The 13,002-nt window shown below is 32.5% G+C and carries 14 protein-coding genes; 4 read left to right on the plus strand and 10 right to left on the minus strand.

The window, feature by feature from the left end; genetic code table 11:
* Positions 1 to 30: 30 nt before the first annotated feature.
* Positions 31 to 1,035, minus strand: coding sequence for a class 1 fructose-bisphosphatase (fbp, locus tag LBV24_RS05070; RefSeq protein WP_224477505.1), 1,005 nt, complete (start codon positions 1,033 to 1,035; stop codon positions 31 to 33).
* A gap of 126 nt (positions 1,036 to 1,161) precedes the next feature.
* Here fbp and LBV24_RS05075 point away from each other — a divergent pair, with 126 nt between their 5' ends.
* The 4 genes from LBV24_RS05075 to LBV24_RS05090 are packed head-to-tail and all read left to right on the plus strand — an operon-like array spanning position 1,162 to position 5,738.
* Complete coding sequence (locus LBV24_RS05075) at positions 1,162 to 1,638, plus strand: GNAT family N-acetyltransferase (RefSeq protein ID WP_224477660.1); 477 nt, start codon at positions 1,162 to 1,164, stop codon at positions 1,636 to 1,638.
* The gene (locus LBV24_RS05080) at positions 1,638 to 2,888 is read left to right on the plus strand and encodes an aspartate kinase (protein ID WP_224477506.1); all 1,251 of its coding nucleotides are present in this window, start codon (positions 1,638 to 1,640) and stop codon (positions 2,886 to 2,888) included. Before LBV24_RS05075 ends, LBV24_RS05080 begins: the two co-directional genes overlap by 1 nt.
* Positions 2,889 to 2,908: 20 nt before the next feature.
* Positions 2,909 to 4,738, plus strand: coding sequence for a GNAT family N-acyltransferase (locus LBV24_RS05085; protein WP_224477507.1), 1,830 nt, complete (start codon positions 2,909 to 2,911; stop codon positions 4,736 to 4,738).
* Positions 4,728 to 5,738: a carboxypeptidase-like regulatory domain-containing protein gene (locus LBV24_RS05090; RefSeq protein WP_224477508.1), complete on the plus strand. Its 1,011-nt coding sequence runs from the start codon at positions 4,728 to 4,730 to the stop codon at positions 5,736 to 5,738. The genes LBV24_RS05085 and LBV24_RS05090 overlap by 11 nt, the downstream gene beginning before the upstream one ends.
* A 34-nt stretch (positions 5,739 to 5,772) precedes the next feature.
* On the opposite strand, the gene LBV24_RS05095 is transcribed toward LBV24_RS05090, so the two are convergent.
* The 9 genes from LBV24_RS05095 to LBV24_RS05135 are packed head-to-tail and all read right to left on the minus strand — an operon-like array spanning position 5,773 to position 12,872.
* Complete coding sequence (locus LBV24_RS05095) at positions 5,773 to 6,252, minus strand: YtxH domain-containing protein (RefSeq protein WP_224477509.1); 480 nt, start codon at positions 6,250 to 6,252, stop codon at positions 5,773 to 5,775.
* A gap of 57 nt (positions 6,253 to 6,309) precedes the next feature.
* Positions 6,310 to 6,696 carry a VOC family protein gene (locus LBV24_RS05100; protein ID WP_224477510.1) on the minus strand — a complete coding sequence of 129 codons (387 nt, stop codon included), beginning with the start codon at positions 6,694 to 6,696 and terminating at the stop codon, positions 6,310 to 6,312.
* A 4-nt stretch (positions 6,697 to 6,700) separates the two neighbouring features.
* Complete coding sequence (locus tag LBV24_RS05105; RefSeq protein WP_224477511.1) at positions 6,701 to 7,156, minus strand: DUF1801 domain-containing protein; 456 nt, start codon at positions 7,154 to 7,156, stop codon at positions 6,701 to 6,703.
* Between the two features lie 28 nt (positions 7,157 to 7,184).
* A complete protein-coding gene (locus LBV24_RS05110) occupies positions 7,185 to 8,123 on the minus strand; it encodes a 2-hydroxyacid dehydrogenase (protein ID WP_224477512.1) in 939 nt (312 codons plus the stop codon).
* Positions 8,120 to 8,485, minus strand: coding sequence for a cupin domain-containing protein (locus tag LBV24_RS05115; RefSeq protein ID WP_224477513.1), 366 nt, complete (start codon positions 8,483 to 8,485; stop codon positions 8,120 to 8,122). The genes LBV24_RS05110 and LBV24_RS05115 overlap by 4 nt, the downstream gene beginning before the upstream one ends.
* 26 nt (positions 8,486 to 8,511) lie before the next feature.
* Entirely contained in the window at positions 8,512 to 9,894 is a 1,383-nt protein-coding gene (mgtE, locus tag LBV24_RS05120; RefSeq protein WP_262901998.1) for a magnesium transporter, read from the minus strand.
* A gap of 22 nt (positions 9,895 to 9,916) precedes the next feature.
* A complete protein-coding gene (rsmA, locus tag LBV24_RS05125; protein WP_224477514.1) occupies positions 9,917 to 10,705 on the minus strand; it encodes a 16S rRNA (adenine(1518)-N(6)/adenine(1519)-N(6))-dimethyltransferase RsmA in 789 nt (262 codons plus the stop codon).
* Between the two features lie 10 nt (positions 10,706 to 10,715).
* Positions 10,716 to 11,039 carry a DUF4286 family protein gene (locus LBV24_RS05130; protein ID WP_224477515.1) on the minus strand — a complete coding sequence of 108 codons (324 nt, stop codon included), beginning with the start codon at positions 11,037 to 11,039 and terminating at the stop codon, positions 10,716 to 10,718.
* Positions 11,040 to 11,087: 48 nt separating this feature from the next.
* Positions 11,088 to 12,872 carry a tetratricopeptide repeat protein gene (locus tag LBV24_RS05135; protein WP_224477516.1) on the minus strand — a complete coding sequence of 595 codons (1,785 nt, stop codon included), beginning with the start codon at positions 12,870 to 12,872 and terminating at the stop codon, positions 11,088 to 11,090.
* Positions 12,873 to 13,002 lie beyond the last annotated feature (130 nt).

Genomic DNA, 13,002 nt, shown 5'->3' on the forward strand with positions numbered 1-13,002 from the left:
ATTAAAAAGCGAGCTATTAGCTCGCTTTTTTTATGCGTTGCGCATAAATTCTTCAGCCTTTTCTACCATATTTTTGCTTCCACAAATAAAGGGCACACGTTCGTGTAATTCTGTCGGTTCAATATCCATTATCCTTGTAAATCCATCACTGGCTTTACCATTGGCTTGTTCTGCTAAAAATGCCATTGGGTTACATTCGTATAACAAACGTAATTTACCATTCATTTTTTTTGAACTCTTAGGATACATGTAAATTCCACCTTTAATCATGTTTCTATGAAAGTCTGATACTAGAGAACCAATATATCTGGAAGTATAAGGTCTGTCTCCTTCTTCTTTTTGACAATATTTTATGTAGTCTTTAATTCCTTTTGGGAAGTGTATGTAGTTACCCTCATTCACTGAATAGATTTTACCATCTTCAGGAAATTGCATATTTGGGTGAGATAAATAAAACGAACCTATGGCCGGATTTAAGGTAAACCCATTAACACCATCTCCAGTGGTATATACTAACATTGTTGATGTTCCGTATATAACATAGCCAGCGGCAACTTGCTGACTCCCTTTTTGAAGAAAGTCTTCAATAGTTACAGGAGTCCCAACAGGTGTTACACGCCTGTAAACAGAGAAAATAGTTCCTACAGAAACGTTTACATCAATATTAGATGAACCATCTAGAGGGTCAATTAAAACAATATACTTGTTTTGGTTGTTTTCATCTTGACTGTTTATAGCTACAAAATCATCCTCCTCTTCACTTGCAATACCACAAACAATGTTTCTCTTTGTCATAGTTTGGATAAACTTCTCATTAGCATATACATCTAATTTCTGCTGATCTTCACCTTGTATATTGGTGTCACCAACTGCACCTATAATATCAACAAGACCTGCTTTATTAACCTCGTGGTTAACCACTTTAGCAGCTAGTCTTATAGAATTTATTAATCTAGAGAGTTCTCCAGAAGTATATTTAAAAGAGGATTGATTTTCAATAATAAACTCACCTAGAGTTTGATTAGTATGAGACATGAAGCATTATATTGATTAATTGACACAAATATCGTATTATTTTACAAACTAAAACGTTTTCGTAAATTAAATTAATTGTTATGTAACGTTAGTTTTGAATTATATTTGAGTTCTTTTAAGATGAGCATGTACCAACCAAGATTAGCAACAATAAAAGATATGCCAAGAGTTTTAGAACTCATCAATGAATTGGCAATTTTTGAGAAAGAACCTGATGCAGTTGAGGTTACTTTAAAAGATCTAGAGAATGATGGTTTTGGTGCACACCCAAAATTCACATGTTTTGTTGTAGAAATTAATAATGAAGTTGAAGGCATAGCCCTTGTATATCCAAGGTATTCAACATGGAAAGGTGAAGTTATTCATTTAGAGGACCTCATCGTAAGTGAGTCTTGTAGAGGATTCGGGCTTGGTACAATATTGTTAGATGAAGTAGTGAAATATGCAAAAAGCCTAAACGTAAAACGTGTAAGTTGGGAAGTTTTAGACTGGAATGAACCGGCAATTAAATTTTACGAAAGCAAAGGCGCAAAAATAATGCGAGATTGGGATGTTGTTCAATTAGATGAAGAAGCTATTGATAATTATTTAAAGAATTTATAATGCGAGTTTATAAGTTTGGTGGTGCTTCTGTTATGGACGCAGAAGGTGTAAGAAACGTTGCAAAAGTATTGAATACAACAGGCTATGACAATACACTTGTTGTGGTTTCTGCAATGGGCAAAACTACTAATGCCTTAGAATTGGTTGTTAGAAATTATTTTGATAACAAACCTGAATTACAGAGTGCAATTCACGATGTAATTAAATACCACAATGAAATTCTTTTAGAATTATTTGATAATGACAGACATAATGTTTTTAAAATAGTTAAATCTATGTTTGATGAGCTTACATTTTTCTTTAAAAATAATAAGTCGCCAGACTATAATTTTGTATATGATCAAACCATAGGATTTGGTGAACTTGTATCTACTACAATAATTAGCCATTATTTAAATGAAATTGGTTTAAAAAATCAATGGATCGATGTAAGGGAATATATAAAAACAGATAATTACTACAGAAGGGCAAATGTAAATTGGGAAACGACTCAAGCAAATATTTCGTCAAAGTTTGATGCTAAAAAACTGAATATAACACAAGGGTTTTTGGGTAGCGATGCTAATAATTTTACAACTACATTAGGTAGGGAAGGTAGTGATTACACCGCAGCAATTTTTGCATATTGTTTAAACGCTAATAGTGTAACTATTTGGAAAGATGTACCAGGTGTTTTAAATGCAGATCCAAGGTATTTTGAAAATGCTCAACTGTTGCATCAAATTTCATATAGAGAAGCTATTGAGCTGGCTTTTTACGGAGCCTCTGTAATTCATCCTAAGACATTACAACCTTTACAAAGAAAAGAAATTCCATTGTATGTAAAGTCCTTTCTACATCCAAAAGATGATGGTACAAAGGTTAGCAAAGGCAAAGCATTAGATCCAGAAATTCCTTGTTTTATTGTAAAGAAAAACCAGACACTTATTTCGTTATCATCTTTAGATTTCTCATATATAGTCGAAGAAAATATCAGCGATATATTCAATTTATTACATCTATATAAAATGAAAGTTGATGTAATACAAAATTCTGCCATAAGTTTTTCCGTTTGTATAGACAATATTTATGATAATCTTGAAAAGCTTTTAAAACACTTAAAGGCAAAATTTAAAGTAACAAGCTATGACAATGTGAGTTTATATACAATAAGGCACTACAACAATGATGCGATAAGTGAATTAGAAAACGGTAAAACAGTATTATTGAAACAATTAACGCAGCAGACAGTTCAAATTGTCACTAAATAAATAGTTATTACATTTGTTTTATGGGTAAATCAACCGAAATTGGATTAGTGACTGCTAAGGAAGTGGCCAAAGCGATTAATGCCGATAAATATGGTTTTTTGGGTACTTTTTTCGGTTGGATTTTAATGAAAGTCCTTAAAATTTCTACACTCAATAGAATTTATAAGCGCAATAAGCACCTCAGTGAGCTCGAGTTTCTTGATGGTATATTAGATGAATTTCAGATTAAATTTGAAATACCCGAAGAGGATTTGAAACGACTTCCAAAGGAAGGGCCATTTATTACGATATCTAATCATCCCTTGGGTGGTATTGATGGTATTTTGCTATTAAAATTGATGTTAGAGCAACGCAGTGATTTTAAAATTATCGCAAATTTTCTGTTACATAGAATAGAACCACTAAAGCCCTATATAATGCCTGTCAACCCATTTGAGGATAGGAAGGATGTAAAAAGTAGTGTTTCAGGATTTAAAAATGCCATTCTTCACTTAAGGGAAGGTAGCCCACTTGGTGTTTTTCCTGCTGGTGAAGTTTCAACTTACAGAGATGGCAAATTGGTAGTTGACAAGCCATGGGAAGAAGCTGCAATGAAGCTCATTCAAAAAGCAGAAGTCCCTGTTGTACCCATATATTTTCATGCCAAGAACAGTAGATTGTTCTATAGACTTTCAAAAATAAGTGACACATTAAGAACAGCGAAGTTACCTTCAGAATTACTTACTCAAAAACGCAGAGTGATTAAAGTTAGAGTGGGAAAGGCAATTTCTGTTAAAGATCAAAATGAACATGAAAGTTTAAGTGAGTTTTCAGAGTTTTTACGACGAAAGACCTACATGCTTTCAAAAACATTTGAAGACAAGCCAAAGATATTAGATAATATAAAATCTACGGTTAAGGTACCAAAGCCTCCTAAACGAATTGTAACACCTATTGATTCAGGAGTTATGATGGATGAAGTAAATTTCTTAAGGGAGAATGATTGCAGATTATTGCAAAGTAAAAATTATGAGGTGTATTTAGCTTCAGCTAGAGATATACCCAATATTCTTCGTGAAATTGGACGACTGCGAGAGATAACTTTCAGGGAAGTTGGTGAGGGCACAAACGAGGCTATTGATTTGGATACTTTTGATACCTATTACCACCACATGTTCCTGTGGGATAATGATAAGAATAATATTGCTGGTGCCTATAGAATGGGACTTGGTTCAAAGATATTTGAACGCTTTGGGATAGATGGTTTTTATCTTCAGGATTTATTTAGGTTTGAGCCGGAGTTATACAAAATGATGAGCCAATCTATTGAAATGGGTAGGGCATTTATCATAAAAGAATACCAACAAAAACCTATGCCATTGTTTTTGTTATGGAAAGGCATAGTGCATACAACCCTGCGTTATCCAGAACATAAATATTTAATTGGTGGTGTTAGTATTAGCAATCAGTTTTCAAACTTTTCTAAAAGTTTAATGATTGAATTTATGAAGTCTCATTATTACGACCCATATGTAGCACAATATGTTCATCCTAAGAAAGAATTTAAGGTAAAACTTAAAGATGCAGATAAAGATTTTGTTTTTGATTCTACAGAGGCGGATTTAAATAAATTTGATAAAATAATTGATGAAGTTGAACCTGGAGCACTAAGGCTTCCTGTTCTATTAAAAAAGTATATTAAGCAAAACGCCAAATTAGTTGCATTTAACGTAGATCCACTTTTTAATAATGCAGTAGATGGTCTTATGTATATTAAAATTGCAGACCTTCCGGAAAGTACTGTTAGACCTGTTATGGAGGAATTCCAAGCTGAGTTAGAACGGAAATTCATGGATAACCATGACAAATAGATTAACGCTATTTTTTCTAATTATTCCAAGTATTCTATTGTCTCAAACAATTACAGGAAAGGTAATTGACAAAGTTACTCAAGAGCCTGTAGAAACGGCTTCTATATATTTTGACCAAACTACAATTGGTACTACTACAAATGAAAATGGTGAGTTTTCAATTGACTACACAGATGCTGTTAGGTCAAACCTGGTTATATCTTATTTAGGTTACCAAAAAGTTTTGATTGCAGATTATAGGGGATTGGATAATATCTTAATTGAGCTTGAAGCTGCCACAAATACTCTTGATGAAGTCTTTGTTAATTTTGATGATGAATTAACAAGAGAGCAAAAGCTAAAACTGTTTAAAAAAGAATTTCTTGGAACGTCTAGATTTGCAAATTCCTGTAAATTATTAAATGAAGATAAGTTGGTACTCTACTATGATGGCAAAGACAACACACTTTATGCAAGTTCTGAAGAACCCCTAAGGGTAAAAAATAGAGCACTACAGTACCAAATAGAGTTTGATATAATTGATTTTGAAGCTAGTTATAGAAATGTAGATATAGAAGAAAACACCTTTATTTTAAACTCGGTAACATATCTAGGAACCACCTTTTATAAAGATCTTACCAATGGTTCAAAGCGGAGAGTTAACAAGAACAGAAACAAGGTTTATAAGGGGTCCGTACAGCATTTTATTAGGGCATTGTACAATGAGGATTTAAAAAAGGAAAGTTATCAGATTTATAATAGAAACAAGAAAGTTGAAGAGTGGGATTTTATAAGGATCTCAGAAGTTAAGACGTCTGGTATAAAAGAATTGAGATTAAAATCTAAAATAAATATACTCTATAAAAAATCATCGCAATCTACAATGGAACTGAAGACCGACTACATTTTTATAGATGTTTATGGCAACTATTCTCCGATTATTGGTGTATATCTCACGGGTTATTTAGGAAGTCAAAGATTGGGTGACACGTTACCTTCAGATTTTGGATTAGATAAATAAAAAACCCAGATTTAATATCTGGGTTTCATTTTGTTTATAATGATTTAAACCAATCCTGAAATTGATTCCCTAATAGGAAGGTCGTTTTCTTTTCACCCCCAAATGCACCTATAAGACTCATTAACCAAGCAATAAAAAGAACTATAATTACTATTAGATTAAGAATTGGCACCCATGATGATACAAATAAAATAATTAAAAAACCTAGCATTTGTCTAATATAGAATGAGCCAATCTCTGTTTTGTTATTACTATTCATTACCAAGGCAATAACCCAACCTATTATAGTTAGGTGAGCTATAATTGCAATATTCTTACCATCACTTAAAACTTCCTTAGCGTCATCAGCAAATTCAGCGGCTTTCTCTTTAGCTTCTCCTGCCAATTCTTTTGCATCATCTGCAATTTCACTTGCTTTTTGGCTTATTTTATCTCCCGCTTTTTTGGCACTTTCTTTTGCGTCACCTATCATATCGTCAAGGTCGTCCTTTAAATCTTTATTATCGTCTGACATTATTGTATTGTTTTAATGATTAATAGTTCCGTTAAAATTACTAAAAAAGAAATTTGTTTATTGAAATGCAGAATCAATTGGTTCCCACAATTCTATTTTATTATTGTCATTATCTAAAATCCAAGCAAACTTCCCATAATCATATGTCTCCATATCACCTACAATTGTTACACCTTCTTTTTTTAATACCTTTAATAATGCTTCTAAATCATCAACGCGATAGTTGAACATATAAGGTTTGTCAGATGGATTAAAATAACTTGTGTCATCCTTAAAAGGACTCCATTGTGTGGAGCAGTCCTTACCCTCTTTATCTTTCCACCAAAAGGTACATCCATAGTCGTCAGTATTAAATCCCAAATGTTTTTTGTACCAATCTTTAGAAGCTTTTGGATCTTTTGTTTTAAAAAACAATCCACCAATTCCTGTTACTCTTTTTTTCATATCATTATTTCTTTATTGCAGATTCATAAATATCAATCCATTCATCACATGTCATTTTCCTTGTTAGTTCTCCTATCAGTTCAAACGGGATTTCGTCTACCTTTTTAAATCGGATACAACTTTTACCCATATCTAATTTTCTAGAGGAATGCTTTGGATATTCATTTACAAACCAATCGTGAAGTTCTTTCTTGGCATAAATACCACTGTGATATAAGTTAACCGAATTTTTTTGTGAGGCAAAACTCATGAATGGCAATGGTGTCTTTGGGTCACAATGATAACCGTCTGGATAAACAGAATGAGGCACATAATAGCCTATCATTTTATAAATAATGCCTTCTTCAAATCCTTTAGGTAAGTTGTCATTTATTGTTTTCCGTAATTTTTTAAGCGCGTTCTGTCTATCTTCAGGAACTTGTGATATATAGTCCTCTGGTGAGTCTGCATTATATTGCATAATTAGATTGATTTAGTAATCCTCTAATTTAGCAAAATTTAGCTTTGATTTTATCTACAATGGTTTGTGCGAGTTTAACTTTACTCTCAACTGTCCAGCCTGCAACATGTGGCGTCAGTAAAACTTTGTCAGAACTTATAAGTTCTTGAAACACGTCTGGGATGTTGTTTGATGAAAATAAATTTTCAAAAGAGGCTTTTTCAAATTCTAATACATCCAATCCTGCGCCTAATATTTTACCTTTTTTTAAGGCCTCAACTAAATCTTTGGTAACAACACTTTTACCACGTGCAGTATTAATTAACCAAAAGGGCTTTTTAAAGTTATTGATAAATTCTCTATCTACCATATTTAAGGTTAGAGGAGTCTGTGGAGTATGTAAACTCAAAACATCAACTTTTTCCTGAAGTTCTATTAAAGTTACTTGTTTACAATTTTCATCACCAACATTTTCTTTTATATCATAGCAAAGAACTTCAACATCAAATCCTCTAAGCTTTTTAGCAAAAGCTTTACCCATATTACCATATCCAATTAAACCAACTATCTTACCATCGAGTTCTAACCCACGATTGTCCTCTCTAAGCCATTTGCCTTGTCTAACTTCATCATCTGCTTTATTTAGTTTGTTAAAAAGGGATAATAGCATACCTAAGGTATGTTCGCCAACAGCATTTCTGTTTCCTTCTGGTGCTGAAATAAGATAAACACCTTTTTTTTTGGCATAATCACAGTCTATATTTTCTAAACCGGCTCCGACACGACCTATAAATTTTAAATTTGAAGCGGCATCTAAAAATGGTTTGTCAATTGTAAATCGACTGCGGATAATAATACCATCATATTCTGAAATTATTGCTTCAACTTCTGTTTTTGAGGATGTGTAATCTTCTATGTTTTCAAAGCCTAAATCATTGAGCTGATTTATTAGAAGTTTATGGTTACTATCTATATGAAGTATTTTCAAATCTTTGGATATTCAGATTGTGTACGTTCGTGTACGACGTTTCCTGTATGTGCTGTGTTTATTTTTTCGAATAAAAGTACATGGACTTCTTCATCGTTTTTAGTGAAAGGATTGTGTTCAACGCCTTTAGGCACTACAATAAATTCACCTTCATTTACAACTTCTGTTCTATCTCTAAATTGCATATAAAGTGTGCCTTTAATTACTTGGAACAATTCATCTTCATCATCATGACTATGCCAAACAAATTCACCCTTTAATTTGGCTAAAATAACCTGCATATCATCAACTACTGCTATTTGATGCGGATGCCAGTTTTTACTGAATTTTGTGAACTTGTCTTTAATGTTTATAGCTTTCATACATCAAAAATACAAAGAGCAGATAATTATATACCAAGAATTAATTTTGCGATCCAGAAATATAAAAGAATACCAAGGATATCATTACTTGTAGTAATAAATGGACCAGTTGCAATTGCAGGGTCTATACCTCTTTTGTCCAAAAATAAAGGTACAAAGGTTCCTATTAAACCTGCAATAATTATAACAGCTACAAGTGAGGTAGATATTGCAATTGCTTTATCAATTTCACCAATGTAAATCCAAACAAATAAAAATAAAAATGCGGCTAAAATAATACCATTTAACGTGGCCAACGACATTTCTTTTAAAAGTCTTCTGTTTATACTTCCTTTTATATCGTCATTTGCAAGACCCTGTACTATGATTGCACTAGATTGTACACCAACATTTCCAGCCATTGCCGCAATTAGAGGAGTAAAGAAAAACAACACTGCATACTGGTTAAAGGCTTCTTGAAATCCCTCCATAATTACAAAGGCTCCTACACCACCAATAAGTCCTAGAAATAACCAAGGTAATCTTGCTCTTGTTAACTCAATAATACTATCATCAGAATCTACATCTTGGGTAATACCAGCAGCCAACTGGTAATCTTTTTCTGCTTCTTCCTTAAGGACATCAACAATATCATCAATTGTAATTCTCCCTAAAAGTGTTTGTGAGTCATCAACAACAGGTATTGCCTCAAGATCATATTTGGCCATTACCTTTGCAACGTCCTCAACATCATCAATTACATTGACAAAGTCTACATTATCCTTGGCGATATCAGCAATTTTCTGATCGTTTTTGGCAACTATTAAATCTTTAAGGGACAATCGCCCAATCAATTTTTCCTCCTTATTAACCACATAAATAGAGTGTACACGTGTAACCTCCTTAGCTTGCCCTCTAATCCGTCTTAAACAACCTGCAACAGTCCATGTTTCATACACCTTAACAAGTTCTTTGGCCATTAAACCTCCAGCAGTGTCATCTTGGTATTTTAATAACTCGGTAATTTCTTCTCTATGTTCTTCATCTTCTATTTTAGAGATTACCTCTTCTTGGCGCTCTTCAGGAAGTTCTGCGATGATATCTGCGGCATCATCTGTGTCTAATTCCTCTACTTCTTCTGCAATTTCTTTTGCCGAAAGATTCTTTAGAACTTTTTCTCTTGTATCCTCATCTAACTCAGTAAGAATATCTGAAGTCGTTTCTGAGTCTAGAAGTTTAATTACATAAATGGAATCATCAAGATCTAATTCATCAAGAATTTCTGCAATATCAGCGTAGTGAAACTCATTGAGCAACTTAACAAGTTCCTTGTCGTTATTATTTTCAACTAGGATCTCAACGTTTTCAATAAGCTCATCAGTGAGCTGAAATTGTATGTTATCTTGAATTTCTTCCACTAGAATTTTCAATAAAAAACTAAAACTTTATGTTTTAGTTGTTGTCATTTTCAATTAAGGTGGTTAGTTCAATAAATTCTGAAACACCTAATTGTTCTGGTCGTTGCCCAAAGATAGCATTTGCTTTTAAATTATCTGAAAGATTAAAAATTTTTAAACTGTTACGAAGTGTTTTTCTGCGTTGTTGAAAGCCTGTTTTAACAACACGGAAAAATAATTTTTCGTCGCAAGGCAAGTGGTAGTTGTCTTTTCTTCTTAATAGTAAGACTCCAGAATCTACTTTTGGTGGTGGATTGAAAACAGTAGGAGGTACAGTGAATAAATATTCTGCATCGTAGAAAGCCTGTGTTAAAACCGAAAGTATACCGTATACTTTGGAGCCTTCGTTAGAACAAATACGCTGAGCAACTTCCTTTTGAAACATACCTGAAAATTCAGGTATTTGATCACGCATTTCTAATGTTTTGAAGACAATCTGTGATGAAATATTGTACGGGAAGTTACCAATGATAGCAAAGGGTTTGTTTTTAAAAATTTCGTTTAAATCATATTTTAAAAAGTCTCTCTCGTAGATTCTATCAGCTAGATTGATATAATGATTCTTTAAATATTCAACAGATTCTGTATCAATTTCAATGACATGTGTTGTAATATCTTTTTTAAGTAGATATTTTGTTAGGACTCCCATACCAGGACCAATCTCTAAAACATCTTTGTAACCTTTTAATGTCAGTGAATCAGCAATTTTTTTGGCAATATTTTCATCCTTTAAAAAATGCTGTCCTAAATGTTTTTTTGCCTTAACCTGGTTTTGATTTGCCACAACTTTTAACTTAATTGAAGTTGACTGTATATTCGTCTATTATTTCTAATTCAGTTCTAAAGGCCAACATTTTATCTGCAAACCTTTGAGATCCATCTTTTCTTAATCTTTCTGCATCTTCTAGGTAGTATTTTTTTAATGCCTCCTTGTTGTGTGCTTTATATTGTATTGAATAGGTTTGCCCACCCATTTCTTCTTCAACCAATACTTTAGTAAGTTTAGCTTCAGAAAACTTACCAGTTGCCAAAACTTGTGGAATATGTTCTTTAATCCACTCTAGCCATTCCAAATGCACGGAATCATCAATATTTACAGTGACGTTATAAATTATCATTGAAATTGTTTTCTAGTATAGTATTTGGCAAAAGTAAGTGATATAACCCTAATTTATAGGGTCTCCTCTTAACATTCTAAATTTCTTCCTTGCGTCTATGAAGTAAATACTATCCTCGTGTTCGAAGATTATTCGTTCGTAGTTAGCTTTGGCATCTTCAGGTTTTGCAAGAAATGTGTTGTAAAGTTCTGCTAAATGGTACAAGGCATCATCCATTAAAATGTCTTCTCTATAATCTTTTATTATTAAAAGATAATTGGCTTCGGCTTTATCAAAAAGCTTCTTTTTCTCAAAAAGTTTTGCCTGTTGATATAAAGCTTGATCAATTATACTCTCTCCTTTATGTTCTGCGAGAATTTTATCTAAAATAGAGATTGCTTTATCTGTTTTATTTTGAAATGTATAGAGGTCTGCCTTTGCATATAGTTTCAAAGCTGTTCTAGTACTATCTTCATATTTGTTGTCAGAAATGAGAAGTTTAAGATCTAAAGCATCGTTAGCAATTAATTGAGAAGTAGATGATTTGAGTATTTTAAGCTGTGATTCTGCCCAGTCAAAATCACCTTTATAATAACTTGTTTTAGCAACCTTGAATCGTGCCTCTTGAGAGATAGTACTGTTCTTTAAATTGGCCTGAATTTGAGAATAAAATATCAGTGCCTCGTTAAACTTTTCTTGTAAAACGAGTATATCAGCAAGCAATAATTTTACGGTAGCTTCCTGGAAGTCACTTATGTTCAATTTCATACTCTTTCTGAGAAATTTTGTCGCAGCGTCAGTATCTTTTTGATAAAATGCCAGAAATTCACCATAAGCTAATTGAAGTGATAATGTTAACTCAGAAAGCCCAAATATTTGAAATAATTCCTTGTACTTTTCTTCAATCCGATCTAGAGATTTTTTATCCGCATTTTTAGAATCTATTTGTAGAATGTACTGATGTGCTGTAAGAGCTGTACTTGGGTCTAAAGTAGTTTTTAATATGTAGTTAAAAATATCCTTTGCTGTGTCATTATCACTATCGTTAAGTGCAGTGATAGCTAGTTCTATAATACGATCTAAACTTTCAGGATTTCGTTTATATAAAGCTTTTTCCTGTATAAAGGATTTAGCATAGGCTTTCTCTTGTACATATAGCCAACTTAGCATTTCATACCAATATGGACTAGGGTTTTGTTGTAATTTTTTTAGGAGTTGACGTCTTAAAAAAACATTATTTTCATTGTCCTTGTTCTCAGATATAAAATCACTAACAGACCGTTTTATGTTGTTAAGATAATTTGGTTTGTAGTCTATATATTCAATATAGTTTTCAAACATCTTTTCTACGTTACCTTGATCTCCATATATTCTGGCGAGTTGAATATTATAGTTTTTATCAGGAGTTAGTTGCTTTGCCTTGTTGTAAATTTTTATTGCTTCGTCTAAGAGAGAGTGCTCTTCAAATTTTCTTGCAATACTATATATGTAATTTGGTTTTTCGTCTATGTAAGCAATAGCTTCGTCATAAAGTATTTGTGCTTTGTCCAGACTATCTCTAAGTTGATAATTATAACCTAGTTCTACAATAAGAGTTGGATTTCTTCTTTTAGCTAACCTTTGCACAAGGATGTCTTCCGCAATATCAAATTGCTCTAGTTGTTGATGCGTATCTACAACTTTAAAAATAAAATTATAACTATATGGTTTTTCTTTAAGTAGGTTTTGGTAAATGATTAAGGCTTTTTTAAACTCTCCTTTTTTATAATAGCTGTCTGCTAGAATTTCATTGTTTTGAGCATTCCCAAAATGAACTCCTATAAGTAATATTAATGTTAAAAGGACTTTGCGCATGCCAATCTTTTTGTAAATATAACAAATGGCTAAACCAGATATTGTAAATGTTATGATAAAAAAATGCCTAAACTTAACGTTTAGGCATTTTGACCAGCAAAATAAATGTGCTATTAATCATTATTCGTTA

It is taken from the genome of Winogradskyella vincentii (assembly GCF_020166345.1).
GTDB classification, from domain to species: domain Bacteria; phylum Bacteroidota; class Bacteroidia; order Flavobacteriales; family Flavobacteriaceae; genus Winogradskyella; species Winogradskyella vincentii.